At 40.2% G+C, this 21,120-nt stretch carries 18 protein-coding genes; 14 read left to right on the plus strand and 4 right to left on the minus strand.

Going from position 1 to position 21,120, the window contains the following annotated elements:
* A partial coding sequence (locus A3775_RS09920; RefSeq protein ID WP_156481593.1) for a zinc ribbon domain-containing protein occupies positions 1 to 310 on the plus strand: 310 nt, incomplete at its 5' end.
* Positions 311 to 401: 91 nt separating this feature from the next.
* Here the strand turns inward: A3775_RS09920 and A3775_RS09925 are convergent.
* Positions 402 to 611, minus strand: coding sequence for a hypothetical protein (locus tag A3775_RS09925; protein WP_066424801.1), 210 nt, complete (start codon positions 609 to 611; stop codon positions 402 to 404).
* Between the two features lie 818 nt (positions 612 to 1,429).
* Between A3775_RS09925 and A3775_RS09930 the strand changes: the two genes are divergently transcribed.
* The 3 genes from A3775_RS09930 (at position 1,430) to A3775_RS09940 (ending at position 3,646) form a co-directional block, all read left to right on the plus strand.
* Positions 1,430 to 2,836: a hypothetical protein gene (locus A3775_RS09930; RefSeq protein ID WP_066379124.1), complete on the plus strand. Its 1,407-nt coding sequence runs from the start codon at positions 1,430 to 1,432 to the stop codon at positions 2,834 to 2,836.
* 118 nt (positions 2,837 to 2,954) lie between these two features.
* On the plus strand, positions 2,955 to 3,206 hold the full coding sequence (locus tag A3775_RS09935) for a hypothetical protein (protein ID WP_066379121.1): 252 nt from the start codon (positions 2,955 to 2,957) through the stop codon (positions 3,204 to 3,206).
* On the plus strand, positions 3,203 to 3,646 hold the full coding sequence (locus A3775_RS09940) for a PIN domain-containing protein (protein WP_066379115.1): 444 nt from the start codon (positions 3,203 to 3,205) through the stop codon (positions 3,644 to 3,646). The genes A3775_RS09935 and A3775_RS09940 overlap by 4 nt, the downstream gene beginning before the upstream one ends.
* Before the next feature lie 246 nt (positions 3,647 to 3,892).
* Here A3775_RS09940 and A3775_RS09945 read toward each other — a convergent pair whose 3' ends face one another.
* Positions 3,893 to 6,202 carry a bifunctional serine/threonine-protein kinase/formylglycine-generating enzyme family protein gene (locus A3775_RS09945; RefSeq protein WP_066424804.1) on the minus strand — a complete coding sequence of 770 codons (2,310 nt, stop codon included), beginning with the start codon at positions 6,200 to 6,202 and terminating at the stop codon, positions 3,893 to 3,895.
* Positions 6,203 to 6,489: 287 nt separating this feature from the next.
* Positions 6,490 to 7,944 carry an MFS transporter gene (locus A3775_RS09950; protein WP_066424806.1) on the minus strand — a complete coding sequence of 485 codons (1,455 nt, stop codon included), beginning with the start codon at positions 7,942 to 7,944 and terminating at the stop codon, positions 6,490 to 6,492.
* 71 nt (positions 7,945 to 8,015) lie between these two features.
* On the opposite strand from A3775_RS09950, the gene A3775_RS09955 reads away from it, so the two are divergent.
* Entirely contained in the window at positions 8,016 to 8,525 is a 510-nt protein-coding gene (locus A3775_RS09955; RefSeq protein ID WP_066379109.1) for a phosphoribosyltransferase, read from the plus strand.
* Between the two features lie 150 nt (positions 8,526 to 8,675).
* Here A3775_RS09955 and A3775_RS09960 read toward each other — a convergent pair whose 3' ends face one another.
* A complete protein-coding gene (locus tag A3775_RS09960; RefSeq protein ID WP_066379102.1) occupies positions 8,676 to 9,599 on the minus strand; it encodes an AEC family transporter in 924 nt (307 codons plus the stop codon).
* A gap of 101 nt (positions 9,600 to 9,700) precedes the next feature.
* Here A3775_RS09960 and A3775_RS09965 point away from each other — a divergent pair, with 101 nt between their 5' ends.
* From A3775_RS09965 to A3775_RS10005, 9 genes are all read left to right on the plus strand, one after another.
* On the plus strand, positions 9,701 to 10,507 hold the full coding sequence (locus tag A3775_RS09965; RefSeq protein WP_066379100.1) for a D-alanyl-D-alanine carboxypeptidase family protein: 807 nt from the start codon (positions 9,701 to 9,703) through the stop codon (positions 10,505 to 10,507).
* A 638-nt stretch (positions 10,508 to 11,145) separates the two neighbouring features.
* A complete protein-coding gene (locus A3775_RS09970; protein ID WP_197480124.1) occupies positions 11,146 to 12,249 on the plus strand; it encodes a glycosyltransferase family 2 protein in 1,104 nt (367 codons plus the stop codon).
* 59 nt (positions 12,250 to 12,308) lie between these two features.
* Entirely contained in the window at positions 12,309 to 14,102 is a 1,794-nt protein-coding gene (locus tag A3775_RS09975; protein WP_066424808.1) for an ABC transporter ATP-binding protein, read from the plus strand.
* A gap of 20 nt (positions 14,103 to 14,122) precedes the next feature.
* On the plus strand, positions 14,123 to 15,334 hold the full coding sequence (locus A3775_RS09980) for a glycosyltransferase family 2 protein (RefSeq protein WP_066379096.1): 1,212 nt from the start codon (positions 14,123 to 14,125) through the stop codon (positions 15,332 to 15,334).
* Positions 15,331 to 16,632, plus strand: coding sequence for a glycosyltransferase family 2 protein (locus A3775_RS09985; RefSeq protein ID WP_066424810.1), 1,302 nt, complete (start codon positions 15,331 to 15,333; stop codon positions 16,630 to 16,632). Before A3775_RS09980 ends, A3775_RS09985 begins: the two co-directional genes overlap by 4 nt.
* A 69-nt stretch (positions 16,633 to 16,701) precedes the next feature.
* Positions 16,702 to 17,466, plus strand: a complete 765-nt coding sequence (locus A3775_RS09990) for a class I SAM-dependent methyltransferase (RefSeq protein ID WP_066379085.1) — start codon at positions 16,702 to 16,704, stop codon at positions 17,464 to 17,466.
* A 13-nt stretch (positions 17,467 to 17,479) separates the two neighbouring features.
* Positions 17,480 to 18,346, plus strand: coding sequence for a class I SAM-dependent methyltransferase (locus A3775_RS09995; RefSeq protein WP_082803710.1), 867 nt, complete (start codon positions 17,480 to 17,482; stop codon positions 18,344 to 18,346).
* Between the two features lie 227 nt (positions 18,347 to 18,573).
* On the plus strand, positions 18,574 to 19,887 hold the full coding sequence (locus A3775_RS10000; RefSeq protein WP_066424811.1) for a glycosyltransferase family 4 protein: 1,314 nt from the start codon (positions 18,574 to 18,576) through the stop codon (positions 19,885 to 19,887).
* A 61-nt stretch (positions 19,888 to 19,948) separates the two neighbouring features.
* Positions 19,949 to 21,103: a glycosyltransferase family A protein gene (locus A3775_RS10005; RefSeq protein WP_066379079.1), complete on the plus strand. Its 1,155-nt coding sequence runs from the start codon at positions 19,949 to 19,951 to the stop codon at positions 21,101 to 21,103.
* Positions 21,104 to 21,120: the final 17 nt, after the last annotated feature.

Genomic DNA, 21,120 nt, shown 5'->3' on the forward strand with positions numbered 1-21,120 from the left:
TAGTGGTGGAAAGTTGATAGAAATAAATCGATGGTTCCCTAGTTCCAAGCTTTGCTCTAATTGTCATTGTCAAATTTCGGAGTTACCACTAGATGTGAGAACTTGGACTTGCCCAAGCTGCGGTACTCATCACCATAGAGATGGTAATGCAGCGATAAATATTAGAGCAGAAGGCATCAGAATGCTGTCCTCCTCTGGGACGGGGGAGGCTAACGCCAATGGAGAGGATGTAAGACCAATTCGCGGACGCAAATCCAAGATGAGGCAATCTTCCGTGAAGTTGGAAGCTCCAACTATAGCGTCAGCTTAGTTGGAGTAGTTCACCTCGGATATGTTGGTAAATATGAACGGATTTCCACATTTGACGCACCCGACTTGCTGGCTTTGTGAATTCTCATAGGCTATTTTGAATTGTGAATTGGTGTTGCTTGCTCATTGCTAGTGGGTGAGCCAGAGTTGGCTTGTGCTTGCAACCACGCGTCTAGACAATACTCAGCCCAACAAAAACAGTATTCGTACCAGCAAAAATCACATAATCCCTCATCAGATTCTGGAGTTTCAAGATTCTTGAGGGTGATGTTGTACCGGGGACACTGGAAGCGATCGCTCATTGGTTTTGTGAATAAAGACTATGGCATTAGTGGTCAATTTTCTCAGATCCCCAGCCAAATCACCAATTTTATACATAACTTACGCAAGTGTCACAAAAATTCTCATTTGGTTTGTAATCAAGACTGGAGTTTTTTATTTCAGACGCTACCACCACACAATCAGGATTCAAGTCAGGGCTGGTTAAAGCAGTGAATCTCTAGGTAGACGGCATTATTGATCAATCCGCCCCGACTACGAAATAAAAATTATGTCGCCTTTGCATAACTCTTCAGATTTTTACTGACATTTACTTGTGAACACTATAAATTTTGATCACCTTAGTTACTGATTTTTTCTAAATATACTTAAGTAATAATTATAACTAAATAACCTTGCAAACAAGTAGATAAATGTATTTAAAAAATTCATAAAATCAGAAATATTACGGTATAACTAGATTTTTGAACTGGATTAATTTTGTTTAAATTTATAGAATTTGACGGTAAATAAGATGTATTTCTCACCATCTGGAATGTATCATTTCAGTAATGACAAACCTGTTGTATACCAGTTAAACTCTCAAAGAGATTACTTCAGGTAAAGAGCTGAAGTTGTAAGGCTCTCATTGTTCACCTAGGTTTAGAGTTCAGTGTTCCACTCAAAAAAACCGTAGTTGTTCCACTACGGTTTTTGAGAGTAAATATACTTATTTGAATGTTGATAATTAGTAATATTTTGTGAAAACTCCTCAGTAATTTTAACAAGTAACAGTTTTTTTACAGAAACTTGACTGAGGCTTTAGCAGTCTTACAGTTGTAAATTATTTCAAAAACTGCTAATGTCTCCTACCAGTCAGGGTATTCCCGGATTACCTGATATTACACATCCAACAGAGTTAATTCAGATTGGTTCGCAATTACTACCAGGGTTGCTGTTATTGGTGTTTTTAGTGGTAGCCTTGGGAATAGCGATCGCCTTAATCAGTTTTGCTTTACGTCATCAAAAAGCAGAATCAGCAATTGTCATTGGTGACTGGGCTATTCGTTACTCGCAAATGTTGCAGGGTTTACAGCATTTAAGTCTAGTATTAGTATTGTTGGTAGCAGGATTTTTGCTTTGTTCTACTTTAAGCAATCGTTATCACCACTGGGAACAAGCGAAAGTAGCGAAAGTAGCTCAAAGTGTAGCTGGAGATAGGTTAGAACAAATCGCGCCGCAAGTGCGTTATGTGATGCAAGAGCCATTTAGTTATACGACTCAGGTAAATGGTAAGATAGTCAAAGTCAATGATCAGCGAGAAATTAATCGGTTGCTGTCCTTGGCTGGGTCGCAAATTCAAGTCAAGTTAGACCAAAGCACAGATGTTCAAAACCGTAGCGCGGTTTATCGTGTAGACTATAGTGCTGAATATAAAGTAGTTAACCGCCTGAATAATATTGATAAGTTCTTTTTTGAAGCACCGCCACCCATCGGTTATTCCTTACTGTCTAACTATAAAGTAGAACGCGATCGCACCAGACTAGAACCAGTAGAACCGGGTAATTATAGCTTTGCTTTCCAGTTACAACCGGGTGAAGAAACGAGCTTTCGTGTCACCTATCAAGCACAAGGGGGTTCACGTTGGGTTTATAGCGCAACCTCACAGTTATTATCTAACTTTCGCCTGACAGCAATTGCTAACTTTCCTGGGGCTGATTTTGCTAGTGGTATAATTCCCAGTGAGACTAAAGTTGATGGACGTACCACGCAATTTACTTGGATATTTGACGATAATGTGGCGGTAAAAAATCCCTTTGGCGTGTTTACCAACACTAACCCCATTCGTCAAACGGGTATCTTACCTCGGTTGTTGTTGCTAACGCCGGCTTTGTTTTTGTGGTGGATATTGCTGCTGTATTTATCTATCCCCATGAGTTTAAAAAATGTGGCGATCGCCGCTAGCATTTTCTTTGCTTGTATACTAACTTTAACCTATCTCAGCCGCTACATGGATGCTGGGTTGGCTTGGGGGATGATATCCTTGATATTGCTGACCTTAACCTGGGGATTGGGTTACAATCGCAGTGCATCCATAGCTGCAATTATTTGTACCATCGCCGGAGCAGTATTACCAGTTTTCGGTTTATTAGTCACCTTTAGCGGTTTGACTTTGAGTATCGCGGGTTTGTTGTCTGCTATTTGGTTAGCGGTGCGTCACTGGTATAACTGGTATGGTTTGCAGCCTGAAGACAGTTATAGGTTGTAAATATATAGCGTTGAAATGAGTCGAGACGCTGTTATTGTACATCAATAAAATCTAAATTAGACGTAGAGCGATCGCCACACCGCATTCTGTACACATCAGATTTATTGGGATAAAGTTGATGAGTCTATCACTGCAAAAAATGTTAAACGAAATTGACAAACTCACTCCACAAGAGCAATTGACAGTGATGGGGTACTTAGTAGAACGGATGAAACAGCACGTAATACCAGCACCATCAAAACGTAAATGGAGCGATTTAAAAGGTATGGCTTCCTATCCACTATTGGGTAAAGATGCTCAAGAGTGGGTTTCTCAAACTAGACGAGAAGGAGATGAGTATCGCGAAGGTTTGTTAAAAACGGAAGAATGAAAATTAGTGAAGCATTGACAGGTGTTTCTCAGATATTTATCGATACAGCACCAGTCATTTATTTTGTAGAGCGTAATCCGCAGTTTGTCAATGTAGTTGACCCAATTTTTGCAAGATTGGAAACTGATATTACTGCTGTAATATCTCCCATAACATTGTCTGAGTGTTTGGTGGGTGCTATCCGTTGGGGATTAAAGGATTTAGAGCAAGCTTTTATAGATGTTTTACTGAGTGATGAGGTAAAATTTATTGATATTAATGCGGCGATCGCGCGGGATGCTGCTAACATCCGAATACGTTACAACCTTCAGTTAGCCGATGCTTTGCAGATAGCGATCGCTTTAACCAGTAACTGTGATGCTTTTTTGACTAATGATGTAGCTTTGAAACGAGTAACAGAGTTGAGGATTTTGGTAGTAGGTGAGTTAGAGATAGGGTAAAGCGAACATCACCGACAACCTACATTGTAGAGAAGCTATTGATCGCCTCCTCAAATAGCAATTATCCCCAACAATCACCCTTACCTGAAGCGTCTTGAGTTACATCACTTGCCAAAATCCCTAGCATCATGTATTATGTTAATTACTCATCCAAAAATCGCCAAAAAATTTGATCGCGCCAAGCGCGAGAACTTAAGAAGGGAAAAGAAAAAAGTGTAAAGAGCAAAAGGGCAAAAGTGTAAAGTGCTACTTAGTCCTCGCCGCAGCACCCACGCAAACCACCCGAAAACCGTCGTTGAAGTAGTCGAAGGCGGGGTTGACCCCGTAGCGATTAGCAGAACGGCAATTACCAGGAAAGTCGTCCCACGAACCACCGCGCAGCACTCGGTATTCATTTTTACCATATAGCCACGGAATACCATCATCCGGTGCTTTTATATAATTTTCGTGCCACTCATCCTGACACCACTCCCATATATTACCACACATATCAAATAAACCAAAGGGGTTTGCAGGAAATTTTCCCACATCTGTTGTTTGCTGACGATATTCACCCTTGGGAGCAGAACCATAGGTGTAATTACCATTGTAATTTGCTAAATCTGTCGTGATAGCGTCGCCAAAGTAATATGGTGTAGTTGTTCCAGCACGACAAGCATATTCCCATTCCGCTTCACTGGGTAAACGATAGATTCTCCCAGTCTTTTGAGATAGTCTAGCGCAAAACTCAACCGCATGATGCCAAGACACACGTTCTACAGGAAGATTAGCACCTTTAAAACGTGATGGGTTGGGATTTAAATCAATCTTGACTTTAGCAAAAGCAGCAACAGCTTGCCATTGAGCTTGGGTGACGGGAAATTTACCCATGAAAAAGGGTTTTACAGTGACGTTATGCTGTGGACTTTCAGAATCATATCGTCCTTCCTCATCTTCTGGCGAACCCATGAGAAATTTACCGCCAGGAATAGCTACCATATCTAAAAAGACACCATTACCCAAGTCTTCCCGGAAATACTCAGCATATCTGCGACTGCGGTTAATTTCATACTTTTTGCCTAAACCTAAAAACCCTGAACTCATTAACTTTATAGTGGCGGTGTCAAATTCAAAAGTTTGGGTTTGAATACCTGGGGGAGATTTAGGTTTAGATGCTTCCCATTCTCGTTGTCGTTGTTGTTCTCTTTCCGCTTCTTGCTGACGTTGTAATTCAGCTTGTCGTTGTTGTTCTTGACGTAACCTTTCCGCTTCCTGCTGCTGACGTTGTAATTCGGCTTGTCGTTGTTGTTCTTGGCGTAACCTTTCCGCTTCTTGCTGACGTTGTAATTCAGCTTGTCGCTGTTTTTCTTGACGTAACCTTTCCGCTTCCTGCTGACGCTGTAATTCAGCTAGTTTCGGCGCAAATACCCGTGCTTCTATCGCTGCAATATCTTCATCTCGTAACCCCAAATATTGCTGATATTCTTGCAAATCCTTTTGTGTAGCTTGACTAAAGGGATATTCTACCTTGACCGCATCAATTAACGCCTGTTCATACTCCTTTAACTTCCGTTCATACTCCCGATAGGGTTGCAGAACTTGTGCTTGAATTTCTTTTGCTTCCTCCTCAGATAACCCCAACTCCACCCGCTTCGATTCTAGTATTCTCAAAGCAAACACAGACAAATTACCTTGACGTTGTTCTGCACGTAGGGTGACTTCTTGCAGATATAATTCCTTGTTAATATCGACTATAATCGTGGGCGGTATCGGCGATGCTCTTGACATTAAATCTTGCAAAGCCTCGGCTGCATTAGGATAGCGCGAACTAGATTGATAGCGCACCATCTTAGTTAACACCTCAGCCAGAGAATCACTCACCTGTGCCTGATTTTGCCAGATAATCTCATATGTTTCGGGGTCTTCGTCTAATTGTGACGGTAGAAGACCAGTCAAAGCTTGAATAGCAATTATTCCTAACGCATATATATCGCTAGCAAAACAAGGTTTACCCCGAAATTGCTCATAGGATATATAACCAGTTGTACCAATAAGAACGCTAGTCTTGAGTTTACCTTGAGCATTCAGCATGAATGTAGTAAGCTCTTTCACAGCCCCAAAGTCAATCAGGATAATCTGACCATCCTGTTTTCGTCTCATCAGGTTCTGGGGTTTGATGTCGCGGTGAATAACTCCTTGATTATGTACAAAAGATAAAACTTCTAGGGCATCATATAAAAGTTTGGTGACATAACCTTCACTCAGTCGCTTACCGGGGATAATTTCTCGACCCAGGTCTTGTCCCTCAATAAACTCCTGCACAATATAAAGATTGTCGTCTTGGTTAAAATGGGCGAGGAGTTGGGGAATTTGGGGATGTTTACCCAGTCTTTCCAGGATAGCAGCTTCTTTTTCAAAGAAATCAATAACGCGGGGTTCTGTCTGGTGGGGATGTAGTTGTTTAACGACACACAAAGGTTTGCTGGGTTGGAAATTATCCCTAGCTAGAAATGTGACAGCAAAACCACCACCGCCTAATTGTCGTATGATTTCGTAGCGTCCCGCCAGCGTGTTCACGATACGTGTAAACCCTCAGATGCTTGCTACAGTTTAGTGTAATTGTTAATGATGAAATCTGGCAATACGGGTTTATACCAATTCAAAATTCAAAAAGATAAATATCACAAAGGTTTGCGCCTGTGTATCTGTTGCATTCTTTTTTAACATTGGTATAAATTCGGAATTAGTGCAATCAGTCTTTTAGTGTAGAGACGTTGCATGCAACGTCTCTACAAGGTTTTGGAATTTCCTGTTTTTGTGATGATTTATAAACTGTGCGTTGCGCTATGCTTTAACGCACCCTACTAAGAATTGTGGTGTTGTTGACGTTGTTTGAGTTTGAGCAGAATCTCTGCGTGCATTTCACGGGTGATGGGGTAGAAATAGGTCAAGACTAAACCTAAAATTAAACAGATGGTGGGTAACGGCCCGACTGCTATGCGAATAGCGAGTAATGCAGATTCAGGTTGTATGGGTAGTGCAGTTTGTCCAGCTACAGCTTCTTTAAAACCGGATGCTTGCAAAGCGTTTCCTACTAAAAATAAACCAAATGCTAACCCAAATTTCTGCAATAATACCATAAAACCATAAAAAATCCCTTCTCGGCGTTGTCCGGTTTGCAGTTCATCTAATTCAATTACATCTGGTATCATCGACCAGGGAACTAAGTAAGCTGTGGAGACACCAACCCCCGCCATGACAGCCATGATATACATTAAACTGATTTGACCGGGTTGTAAGAAAAAGAGTCCAGCAGCTGCAATTATCCATAGACTCATACCCAGAAAATAAACTAATTTTTTGCCGATTTTTTTACTTACAGATGTCCAAACAAATAACATGAGTAAAGCCGTTCCTTGAACTGCAATCATAGTTGTAGGTACATCTGCTTCTGGGAGAGACATACAGTTAATCACGAAGTAAGGAATAATGCTAGCGGTGATTTGTACTGCTAGCCAAGAACACAGATATATACCAATGACGAATAAGAAGGGACGGTTGGTAAATACTATTTTAAGTTGTTGGAGAAAGGGGAGAGATTCAGGTTCTTCACGTTGTATGCGTTTAGCTTCAAAAGCCAGGACGCGATCGCGCACACCAAAAACGCACCAATATAATGATATCACCGAGATGACAGTACAAATTGCCGCTAAAACTAAATATTGTTGTTGGCGGTCAGGAATGCGGGAAAAAACTATCTGTGCCAGAATTAAAGATAGAATACTCCCACCAATAGAAAAAGCAAACCGAAAACTATTCAGACTGGTACGCTCATCATAATCTTGGGTAAGTTCTGGGGTGAGTGCGGTGTAAGGCAAATTCACCACAGTGTAAAACACCTGGGAAATCAACCCAATCACCACATAATACCAAAACAAAGCCCAAACATTACTACTCTGGTTACTACTAAATCGGGGTACAATCCATTGTAAGAAAAAGAAAATCCCAAAAGGAATAGCCCCATACAACATCCAAGGCAGACGACGACCCCAACGACGGGATTGAGTTTTATCTGTCAGTACCCCCACTACGGGGTCATTAACTGCATCCCAAATTTTCCCAATTAGTAAAACACTACCAGCCAAACCCGCCGGAATACCAGCAACATTGGTAAAGAAAAGTAACAGAAAAAATATGGATACATTAGCGGTAATTGCGGGGCCTAAATCACCAGCACCATAAGCTAACTTAGTTTGTAAGTTTAGTTTTTGGGTGACTTGAGTCGTTTGGGGATAATCATCAGCAGCAGAATCATTCATAATGTTTCGCCCTCATACTAAAATATAGAGTTTGCGATCGCCTTCAGTATCTCCTAAAATATACTTACCTTATGCCAGACCTTTACGTTTCTTGGTCAGAATATCACTATAAAATCGAACAATTAGCGACTCAGATTTATCACTCTGGTTGGGAATTTAATCAAATTATCTGTTTAGCCAGAGGCGGACTACGAGTAGGTGATATACTGTCCCGCATATATCAACAACCTTTGGCAATTTTAGCAACATCATCTTACAGTGGCCCTGGCAAACAAGAAAGAAGTAACTTAACCTTTTCCCGTCATCTCACCACGACCACAGAAAAACTAGGTTCACACATTTTACTTGTAGACGACCTAGTAGACTCTGGAATCACCCTAAAAGAAACAATTCCGTGGCTCAAAGAAAACATCAACAGCCCAATAGCAGAAATTCGCAGCGCAGTAATTTGGTATAAAGCTTGCTCAGTCATCGCACCCAACTATTACATAGATTATTTACCAGATAATCCCTGGATACATCAACCATTTGAACATTACGAACATCTAACACCCGCCGAATTAGCAGCAAAACACAGTTAAAAACGAGACAAAAACTGGTTGACGGTTGACTGTTAACGGTTAACTGTCAACAATGCTGGAATATTGCGTAACTCCTCCCAATAAAACCTCCGCGCTCCTTTGCGTTTCCTCCGCGCTCCTTTGCGTTTAAAAAACCCTCCCTTTCCTCCCTCAAAATAACCACAACCACATAGGCAAAGTCACCAACAAAAGCATAACTCCCACAGCCAAAGTTGACACAGCGAGATTACGGTCAAGATTAAAAGTTTCCGCAATCACCAAAGAAGCGAAAGCGGGAGGCATAGCCATTTGTAATATAATTACCTTAGCAGCAGACCCAGTTACACCCCAAAATGGCAAAGTCCAGCCTAAAATAACAGGAACAATCAGCATTTTAATCATTAAGCTGATGCCCACCTGGGGCAAGTTAACCGAAGTATTAAGTTTTGCCAAGCGCATCCCCATTAATACTAAAGATAAAGCAACTGTAGTCCAAGCTAATTTATCTAAAGTGAATGCGACTGCATCAGGAATTGCTACTTGGCGCAGTAGCAAACCCACGCCGAAACTCCAGATAGCGGGGTTAATCAAGATAGCTTTAGCGACTTGAGTAATTTGACTTTGTTGGCCATTGTCACCAAAACGCGCACCTAAAGCCACACCCAAAGCATAAGCACCGGGAAAAGAACCGAGTAAATCGTAAAATAAAGCCCAAGCAAAGTATTCTTTACCTACCATTGCTAAGGTGACGGGAAAGCCGAGATAACCGGTATTACCAATCATGGCGGCTAATAGCAGACTACCTTGAGTGGATTTTTCCGGGCTAGTTTTGTTGTAGTATGTTTGGACTTTGATTCCTAGCCATGCTAACAATGCTCCTAGTAGGATAGCAAGATGAGCGATCGCCGGAGCAATCCAAATTTGCCCTGATAAGTCAGCTTGACGTAAGAAAGCAATAATACTGATAGGGACTCCCACCCAGAAAAGGTATTGAGCTAAACGGGTAGGTACTGTATTGGGTAACTTTCGTCCCAACGTAAATCCTACTAAGACTAATCCCACAAGTTTGACGTATAGTTCTAGGAGATTTATCAATGTTGTGTCTGAAGATATAAATGTAAAATGCTACCCAATAAGTTTATTTCTATTCAGTTTAAAATCTGTTATGAATTGTGAACATCAGCAGGAGTTGACCTGTGAATAAAGCTGGATATTCTGGAAAACCGGAAAACTCATGGAGTGAACCTAATGATGATATTCCAGCAGCTTTACGCGATACTCCCGATGTCGCGCCTAAATCAAAGTTGCAACCCTGGGTTTTGCTGGGTGGGGGAGTAACAATCTTTGTGCTGCTGGCTATTATTAGCGGTTTTTTATTTTCCCTGACTACACCCAAACCAACCGCCGAGTCTGAAACTGCACCAGCTAATCCTAGCCCTACACCTATGGCGACTAATTCCCCCAATAATAGTGAGGTAGTATTAGGACATTTAGCATACCCAGAAGCACCTGAATCAGAATTAGTACCAATTACCGCCGATAGACGCGTCAGACTGCGAAAAGTTGCCGCCGAAAGGTATCAGGCGATGGCTCAAGCGGCACGGAGTGAGGGGGTGATTTTAGTCCCAATTTCTGGCTTTCGTGCTGTGAAAGAACAGGAACAGTTATTTTTTAACATTGGCGCGCAACGCAATCAAACCCCAGCCCAAAGAGCAGCTTTGAGTGCGCCACCTGGGTATAGTGAACATCATACCGGTTATGCTGTGGATATTGGGGATGGAGCCGCACCCGCGACGAATCTACAAGTTATCTTTGAAAATACCAGAGCTTTTAAATGGCTACAAGCGAATGCTGCCCGCTTTGGCTTTGAGATGTCTTTTACGAAAGATAATTCCCAAGGGGTAAGTTATGAACCTTGGCACTGGCGTTTTGTAGGCGATCGCGATAGCTTAGAAACATTCTATAAAGCCAGAAATATCAAACCAGCTAAAATATCTCCATAACATTCGTATATATTGTTCAATCGTTGATGTACCACTAGAAGCCCAACTGCTCAGAGCTATTGGGCTTCTCATCTTGTAAACTCGTAATACAAAGAATCACATACAACCTGAAAGTCTGCATGCTGATGACAAAGTTATCTGAGACACTGAATAAATACTAAAATGCTTAATCATCTGAGTGAGAAGCACCGAAAAATTTATAAATAATGATAATCATTTAAGGTAGAGGTGGTAAAGAGTTAATCTTTGACTCTCTTATCCACTTACTTAATCATTATTGTCTTGTACTTTACAGAAGTTTTATCAAAATAAATGACAAGCCTGTGGTAATGTAAAACACATCAAGTAAAATAGTTGATACTACCGAAAGTTGGTATACCAAAAACTTGTCCTTATATTCCCAAGAGGAAATGAGGGAATAGTAAAACTTTGGGAAACCTTTTCGGTATACTGACATTAGATACTTACAGAGTAGTAAACAATCAAACAATCAACTCTGTTCAGCATCAAATACATATTGAGTTGCTTTGGAAACCAAAGCAATCAATATGTTCATGTCCGTACTCATGTTGACTATCAAACTACTAAAATTACAAGCCAAATATTAGTTGAGTTGATTTTAGGATAACCTCAAGCCTATGAAATCACATACTCCCTTAGTTTCGGTGATTATCCCTGCCTATAATGCCGAGAAATTTATAGGCAAAACCTTACATTCTGTGTTATCTCAAACATACAAAAATATTGAGGTTTTAGTAGTTGATGATGGTTCTCTTGATCAAACGGCTGAAATTGTGGAATCTTTTGCTCAAACTGATCATCGTGTCATCTTACTAAAACAGCAAAATCAAGGAGTTGCCATTGCGCGCAACTTAGCAATTACTAAGTCTCAGGGAGAATATATTGCGCCTATTGATGCTGATGATATATGGTATTCTCAAAAACTCGAAAAACAAGTAAAATGCCTATTAAATGCTGATGATTCTGTAGGATTAGTCTATGCTTGGTCAGCATTCATTGATGAAGATGATGCTATTATTGGCAAATATAACTTTTGGTATTATCGACATATAAATAGTATAGAAGGAGAGGTGTACAAACAACTTTTGTACACAAATTTTATAGGTAATGCTAGTGTACCATTAATCCGGCGAGAGTGTTTTGACAAAGTTGGTTACTATAATAGTGAACTAAAACGGCAGAATGCTCAAGGCTGTGAAGATTGGGACATTTATCTCCGAATAGCTGAACATTATAAATTCCGTGTAGTGCGAGAATTTTTAGTGGGCTATCGTCAGGTAAATGGAAGTATGTCTAGGTCATATCTATCAATGGAGAAATCTTATAACTTAGTCATGCAAGATTCCCAAAAAAAACACCCAGAGATTCCCAATAATATATTTAATTGGTCTGCTAGCTATTTTCAATACTATTTAGCACAGCAAACTCTCAAGTGTGATGACTATGGGAATGCTCTACTATTGTTGTACAAAGCAGTTAGGTTAGATGTGATGTTGCTCTTGCATCCTGGCGTGTATAAATGTATATTAAATATTATAATTCAGCAGTTGAAAACTTTAATTAAAGAAAAATCTCATTCTAGGTTAGAAGCAAGTAAACCTTTGAGTGCTAACTATCAAATAACTGATATCAATCAAATCAAAATCCAACAACAAAAAACATGGAAAATATATGACATGATTTTGTCTCAAAGATTAGAAATGATGTCGCAAAAAACATAATTTTTACGTTCATTTTCTATTGTAAATCAAAAATAATCTATAAACTTGCATAAAAAATAATGAAACGAAATCATGTATATAGCAATATCTTATTTATTTTAAAAGGTTATTATTGGGCGATTCCTGTAATTGTCTTACTGGGAACTCTCTCATCTTTTTTTGAAGGGATAGGTATTAGCTTATTTATTCCATTATTGCAAAGCTTAGAACAGGCAGATTTACAAACAGGAAATAGCAATTTTTTAGTTGATTGGCTCAATCGCTTATTTGTGGATATTACTCCGAATAACCGTTTAATAGTTATTGCTGTTTGTATTCTCGGCAGTATTTTTTTAAAAAACCTGCTAATTTATAGTAATAGTGTTTTATTTGCTTGGTTTAATTCACGCATCAGCCATGATTTGCGTTCCAAAATTTTCAGGCAACTTTTAAGTATTAGCTATAGTTTTTTAGAAGGGAATGAATCAGGGAAATTGATGAATACTTTGGCGGCTGAAACTTGGCGGACTGGTCAGGCTTTATCAGCATTTGTGAGTATCATCATCAATTGTTGTACGATATTTGTGTTTATAATTTTGCTGCTGTTGCTTTCTTGGCAACTAACTATATTAGTGGCTATTTTGATGGCGTTAATATCTGTGATTATCCAGCTAGTTACACGCCAAGTCAAAAACTTAGGTCAGCAAGCAGTAGAAACTAATTCTGGACTGGCTAACCGGATGTGGGAAGGATTAGCTGGAATGAAAGTAATTCGCGCCTTTGGGCGTGAAGATTACGAACAAGAACGTTTTGATAGGGTGTCTAGAAAGGTACGTAATATATTTTTCCAGCTTGATACACTCACCGGAATTGTTAATCCGATTTCTGAGGTTTTATCGGCAATTTTATTAGTGTGTATTTTAGTCATTACGTTACTGCAAGACCAAACATCTCTACCAAGACTACTTACATTTATTTTTATTCTCTACCGCTTGCAGCCTCAAGTAAAGCAACTAGATGGGGCTAGGGTAAATCTGATTGCTTTGTCTAGTGCTGTAGAAGATGTAATATATTTGTTAAATAGCGATGATAAACCTTATATTCGTTCAGGTAAGATTAACTTTAACAGTTTAAAGCAAGGAATTTATTTTGAATCAGTTAACTTTGCTTACAACGTAGCAGAAAAACCTGCGCTGCAAGATATTTCAATTTTTATTCCTCAAGGTAAAACCACGGCTATAGTAGGCCCTTCAGGTGCGGGTAAATCTACACTGATTGGCTTAATATGTCGGTTTTATAATCTAGAATCAGGACAAATATATGTTGATGATTATCCGCTTAGAGAACTCAACTTAACTGACTGGCGCAATCAAATTGCAATTGTTAGCCAAGATGTGCATATGTTTAGCACCACAGTTTTAGAAAATATCGCTTATGGTCGTTTAGATGCAACAGAAAATGAAATTATAGAGGCGGCAAAACTAGCAAATGCTCATAAATTTATTAGTGAATTGCCTCAAGGTTATGATACAAAAGTAGGCGATCGCGGCGTGCGCTTATCGGGAGGACAAAGACAACGCATTGCTTTAGCTAGGGCGATAGTCCGCAATCCAGAGATTCTGATTCTGGATGAAGCCACAAATGCGCTTGATAGTATTTCGGAACATTTAATTCAAGAAGCTCTCAATACTCTCAGTGAAAATCGCACAGTAATTGTAATCGCCCATCGCCTAGCTACTATCGAACAAGCAGATAAAATAATTGTGCTAAATGAGGGAAAAGTAGTTGAGCAAGGTAATATTCAAGATTTACTCCAATTACAAGGATTATTTGCCCAACTTTATAATTTGCAACACCGTAACGCTAATATCTAAAATAATTTAAGTAAATTTTTATGCCTTATAAGATTCAAGAAATCGAGTTGACAGAACCCTTACCCACGGTATCACTATCCCCTGATGAGACGGGTATTGCTTTAATTGTCCGCCGCCAAGATAAACCGATTGGGTTTGTTATACAAGCATTACCAGCAAAAACTGTACTGGATGGCGAAGCAATAGGTAAATTAATTGCTCCAGAAATTAGCACTAAACTGATTCAAGAATATCTCCAAGCAGAATTAAATGTTGGTGTTAATCAAACTCCCTTCCCCTCAATAACTATTGCCATTTGTACCAAAGACCGCCCGGACAATTTAGCACGTTGTTTAGAATCTTTACAGGAATTCGCCAAACAAACTGCTCGATTAGAAGTTTTAGTTGTAGATAATGCACCCTCAGATGATCGCACTCAAAAATTGGTTGAGTCATTACCTTGGGTGCGTTATGTGCGAGAACCGAAACCAGGGCTAGATTTTGCCAGAAATAAAGCTTTGCAATCAGCAAATGGTGAAATCCTCGCCTTTCTAGATGATGATGTGGTTGTAGATCGCAGATGGTTGTTAGGACTGATCACAGCATGGCGAGAAAATCCTGATGCGGCAGCTTTTACGGGTTTAGTATTGCCTTATGAATTAGAGACAGAAGCGCAAATTTTGTTTGAAAGTCGAGGCGGATTTCGTCGGGGTTTTGAAAAAATTCGCTATGGTCAAATTGTCACAGGTAATCCTTTATATCCCTGTGGCGCGGGAATATTTGGGGCAGGATGTAATATGGCATTTCGGCGAGAAATTTTATTAAAAATCGGGGGATTTGATGAAGCCCTAGATACAGGCGCGCCCTTACCGGGTGGGGGAGATTTAGATATTTTTTACCGTGTAATTCGGGCTGGTTATACCTTAGTGTATGAACCTGAATATTTAATCTATCATCAACACCGTCGGGAATACGAAAAATTGCATCGTCAATACTGGAGTTGGGGTTTAGGATTTATGGCTTTTGTGATGAAAGCTTATCAAACTGATCCGACTCAACGTTCTCGTTTACGCAGTTTAATATTGTGGTGGATTAAGGATCAACTCAAGCAATTAAGAGATAGTTGGCGAGGTCGCCATGTTTTACCCTCAAATATGATATGGGCAGAACTTTGGGGTGGTATTATGGGATTTTTTGGGGAATATCGCCGTTCTTTAAAACGAATTGAAATGATTCGGAGGAAATTTTCATGAGTAATTTTACTCCTTGGAAAGTTTTGCATATTGACTTGAGTAAAGGTATACCAGAACTGCAACCTAAACCAAAGTATCAGGGGATATATGCTGTGTTTTGGTGGCGGGGTATTCCCCTGGGCGATCGCGAGATTTTTACAGCAGATTTACCCATCCCTCCAAGCGCACTGCGAAATCTAGCATTGTCAGCGATTACACCAGCTGTAGGCGATCGCCTGTTAGAAAACGGTTTCAACGCACCTCTACCAGTGGTTTATCCCGATCCAGCATGGGATAAACCACCAGATTTTCAGGCTTTGTTGGCTTTGCAGCAACCCTTGGAGCAACTGCAACAAACTTACAACCAGCCAGTCAACAATAGCATCTCTGTAGTAATTTGTACACGCAACCGTCCCGAACAACTGGCGCGATGCTTGCGATCGCTGCTGAATTTATCCCAACCTCCGCAACAAATTATCGTCGTCGATAACGCACCTGCAGACGATAGCACACGCCAGATAGTTGCACAAATGCCTGAGATTGAGTATGTCTTAGAACCACGACCAGGACTAAGCGTAGCGCGTAATACAGGTATTCGCCATTGTACCGGAGAAATTATTGCTTTTACAGATGATGATGTAGAAGTTCACCCAGACTGGTGTGTGCGTTTACAGCAAGCTTTTGTTAACCCGAAAGTCCTCGCTGTGACTGGACTGATGTTACCGGCTGAACTCGAAACAGAAGCGCAATACATTTTCCATAAAGGTTCAGCAGATTCCAGTTGGGAATACCGCGCTACAAACTTTGGGATGGAGTTCTTTGAAAATATGAAGTATCGTGGTGTCCCTGTGTGGCGAATTGGAGCAGGTGCTAACATGGCCTTTCGTCGTCAAGCTTTTGAAATCGTGGGATACTTCGACGAACGACTAGGAGCAGGTGCATCTGGATGTAGTGAAGATTCAGAAATATGGTACAGAATCCTGGCGGAAGGTTGGCTATGTCGCTATGAACCAACAGCAGTAGTTTTTCACTATCATCGCCGTGATTTTGATGCTTTCCAAGACCAAGCTTATCAATATATGCGCGGTCATGTAACAGCCTTGTTAGTACAATTTGCTAATTACAAACATTGGGGAAATTTACGCCGTTTGTACCTCACATTGCCCAAATATTATCTGACATCAATTTTGCGAACAGTCAAAAATGGTTTTGAGTCAAAATCTAGTTATATATTTGTACAGATTGCTGGTTGTTTAGCGGGAATTAAGTTTTACATAAATCATCGAAAAAAACCAGCGTGGACAGATAAAATTAGCTAGAAAATATTTCATAACTAACATCAACTGAGCTAATTAAAATCACTTAATCGGAAATCACCACCATCAAATATGCTGACAGCATCTACCAAACTAGATAATTATAAACTGCCTTTATCGCAATTTTTAGCCTGTAATCCTTTTCCAGAACCTCTGACTCAAGGATTTTTTTATCGGGAAAAAATGCGTGCTATTCATCATATTGCACCCAACCAACCATTACAAACAATTCTAGAGGTAGGTGGTGGTCAAAGTGGATTAACAGCTTTACTATATCCCCAATCCAAAATTACTAATATAGACTTTAATCCTGAATATGCCAAAGCTGCTTGCAACCAGCAAGAGCGAGTCAACTTTGTTTGTGGAGATGCGACAGCTTTACCTTTTGCGGATGAATCCTTTGATGCAGTGACAATGTTCGACCTATTAGAACACGTCCCAGATGATCAAAAAGCAGTATCAGAGGCGTTACGAGTATTGCGTCCCAATGGTTTCCTGTTAATTAGTACGCCTAATGAAAATTGGCGGTTTCCCTACTATCAATTTATGAAATCTCTTTGTCCCAGTGAAGCCGCAGTGATGGCGGAATGGGGTCACGTAAGACGTGGTTACACATTAGCAGAATTAAAAGATTTAATCAAGTTACCTTGTGAGAAATATGCTACTTTTATTAATCCTGTGACTGTTCTATGTCATGATGTCGCATTCTCTAACTTATCCCATCGTCGTCGGCGCATTTTGTGTACGATGCTCAGTCCTGTAACATGGTTGAGTTATTATCTGCACCAACCACAAGCATTAGGAACAGAAACAGCTTACGTTTGGCAGAAAAATTAGAGCAATAATTATTATGAAAAGTCTCCTGAAAAATTTAGTTAAAAGTTCATTTCACTGGAAACAAACTCTGCATATAAAAGATAAACTGCAAAAAGACTGGGTGACTTATGAACCAGACTTAATTCCACCCTTGGCTTTGATGCGTCAGGAAGGTATTAGTGTACTCGAAGAATGGTTTCGTTGGGCGGAAGAATGGAGTATGTTCCTCAGAGTTTATGGAGGAATTACCAACAACAGTGCTGTATTAGAAATAGGCTGTGGATTAGGTCGCACAGCTTTTCCTCTCCGCTATATTTTGTCTGCTGATGGTTCTTACGATGGTTTTGAAATCTGCCAAAACAAAATCAAATTTCTAGAGCAGACTTTTCACAAAGCCTATCCTAACTTTCGTTTCATCTGGGCTAACATCCATAATACCTTTTACAATCCTGATGGAGAAATCCGTGCAAGTGATTATCGCTTCCCCTACGCGGATGATTCCTTTGATATTGTCTACGCTGCTTCTGTGTTTACCCATCTGCTCCCGGAAATAGCAGCGCATTACTTCCAAGAGACGGCGCGGGTGTTGAAACCAGAAGGACGTTGTTTGTTTAGTTTTTTTCTACTTGACAATTATCAACCTGGAAAACCAAGACCTTTGGGATTTAATCGCCCTGACTTCAACTTTGACTATCAATATGGTAGTTATGGTAGCGATTTTGCCCTGGTGAAACCAGACAACCCTGAATATATGACAGCATACAGTCTGCGCTTGCTGGAACAGTTTGCTACACAAGCAGGTTTAGAGTTTGTCCAAGCACCCGTAACAGGACTGTGGTCTGGTAGTGCTTCAAGTTGGGTAGGCGCACAAGACCTAGTAATTTTAAAAAAGTCTAAGTAAGTAGGCTTAATTAATTGTTAGATAGTGGAACAGGCTTCTAGCCTGTTGACGGGCAAGACTTGTACTAAGCGTTCGACTGAGCTCACGCCGAAGTCTTGTCGAAGTATGCCCATACCACATTTTATATTTAATTGCAACCAGCTACTTATTCACAATCAATCGGCTCAAGTTTGAGCAATGAAAATACAACGTTTTTCTCCTTAGTCAAAAATAATCTTCATCATCTCATGAGCAACCAAGCAGAATTTACCATTGCCCTTTTACATTGGGGTGATTTAATTGAAGATTTTTTAGACACCATCGGAGTTAGCTTCGAGGCTTTTTGCAATGAGATGACGGGCGGTTGGATGTTCGGCTATATCGATGCTTTAAAGCTGGCTAACGTGCGGACGGTGTTGTTTTGCATTTCCGCACGGGTGACTACAACTGTGCGCTATACCCATAAGCCGACAGGTGCAACTATCTGTGTTTTACCTGCGCCTAAACTGTATCAAGTTGTGCGTCGTCCCATGTTAAACCCTTATGGTTGGAATATTACTGAGGTATTTGGCGATGTGCATGGAATCCGTCGTCATCTTTTGGCAGTGGTGAAAGATGCTGCACCTTATCTAGCTACACCATTGATTGCACTGGGGCGTGAACTGCGCCGGGAAGGATGCCAAGCTATTTTGTGTCAAGAGTATGAATATGCTCGCTTTGATAGTTGCATATTATTGGGTAAAATCATCGGTCTACCTGTGTTTGCCACTTTTCAAGGCGGAGACTTTCAACTGTCGCGTTGGGAAGGTTTGCTACGTCCGCTTACACTATCAGCCTGTGCTGGTTTAATAGTCGCCACCCAAACCGAGGTGGAGAGGTTAGAGTCTCGCTACAAATTACCTCTGGGAAAAATAGCACGGATTTTTAACCCAATGGATGTGGCGAATTGGCACGCTAGCGATCGCACTCAAGCAAGGAAGGTTTTGGGTATCCCCTTAGATGCTCAGGTGGTAGTGTATCATGGTCGTATAGAAATATACCGCAAAGGTTTGGATATTCTGGTTGATGCTTGGGAAAAACTATGTCGCGATCGCCCAGGGAGAAATTTGTGTTTACTGCTTGTCGGTACAGGTTCGGATGCCGAGAAGTTCAAACAACTGATTACTCAGAAGCAGCTACCCGGCATAATTTGGAAAAACGAATACGTGCGCGATCGCACGGTTATTCAACGTTACTTGTCGGCGGCGGATGTCTATACTCTCCCATCTCGCCACGAAGGTTTTCCTGTCGCACCCATCGAAGCCATGTCTTGCGGTTTACCCGTTGTTGCCACTGATGCCCCTGGTGTTCCTGATATTTTGGCAGACAACGAGTTATCTGGGGGTATTATAGTACCCCGTGAAGACAGTACAGCCTTAGCTCAAGCCCTGGGTACTATCCTAGATAACCAGCCTTGGGGGTATGAATTGGGTAAACGCGCCCGCGATCGCGCAGAACAATGTTTTTCTCTAGCTGCTATTGGGCAGCAACTACGTGAGTTGATTGTGACGAAAAGTTACTAATTTTTTGCTGGAACGAACACAGACTTTTACCAATTTATTTAAACCAATTTAGACAACATTTATGGGTGAATCTGTCATTTTAAATCATCAAACATTATTATCCAAAACATCTCATAATTTCCCATTAGTTTCTGTAATTATTCCAGCTTATAATGCAGCAGCTTTTATAGAAAGAACCTTGAAGTCTGTGTTGAATCAAACCTACACAAATATTGAAGTGATAGTTGTAGACGATGGTTCTCGTGATCAGACAACTGATATCGTGCAATCAATTGTCCAGAAAGATGCTCGTGTCCGCTTATTACAACAACCTAATTCTGGTGTAGCTGCGGCTCGTAACTTAGCCATCAAATATGCACAAGGAGAATTTATCGCCCCGATTGATGCTGATGACATTTGGTATCCTGAAAATCTCGAAAAACAAGTTAAATGTTTTCAAGAATCTGATTCATCTGTCGGTTTAGTTTATGCTTGGTCAATTGTAATTGATGAGAATGATGCCCCTAGTGGTGATTTTCATGTCTCTGAATATCAAGGTGAAGTTTATATGGCATTGCTATATAGTAACTTTTTAGGAAATGCCAGTTCCAGCTTAATTCGCCGTAGTTGTTTGCAAAGGGTAGGCGGTTATGACAGTGAATTGAAAGCTAAAGGCTGTCAAGGTTGTGAGGATTGGGAGCTTTATTTGCGAATTGCCGAACATTATCAGGTAAGAGTTGTACCTGAATTTCTCATTGGCTACCGCCAAACTATTAATAGTATGTCTCACAATTATACTTCAATGATAAATTCGCAGCAATTTGTCTTAACTGCTGTTCAGAAAAAACATCCTGAAATTCCTCATGCTATTTACCGATGGTCTCGTAGTCTTTTTTATATTTATATAGCTCGTAAAAGTAGCGTATCTGGCAAATCTTTAGAAACTTTATATTATTTATACAAGAGTTTAGAACAAGATTTTTTTATGACCTTGTTACGACATGATTTATATACACAACTTTTGAAAATTTCAATAGCTGCATTCACATCGTTTATCTATTATATATTTCCCTATTTATCCAAATATTTGGACTCAAATCAAAATAGTCACCGTCAAGAGCTAACAATTAATGATTCTCAAACTTTCATGAAAATACAAAAAATATTGCCGTCAACAATTTATAAAAATATGAGAATTCATTGGTTGTCTAAGAGGGTGCTAATCAATAAAGGATAACTTATCTTTTTTATCAG

Source organism: Anabaena sp. 4-3 (genome assembly GCF_001597745.1).
GTDB lineage: Bacteria > Cyanobacteriota > Cyanobacteriia > Cyanobacteriales > Nostocaceae > Trichormus.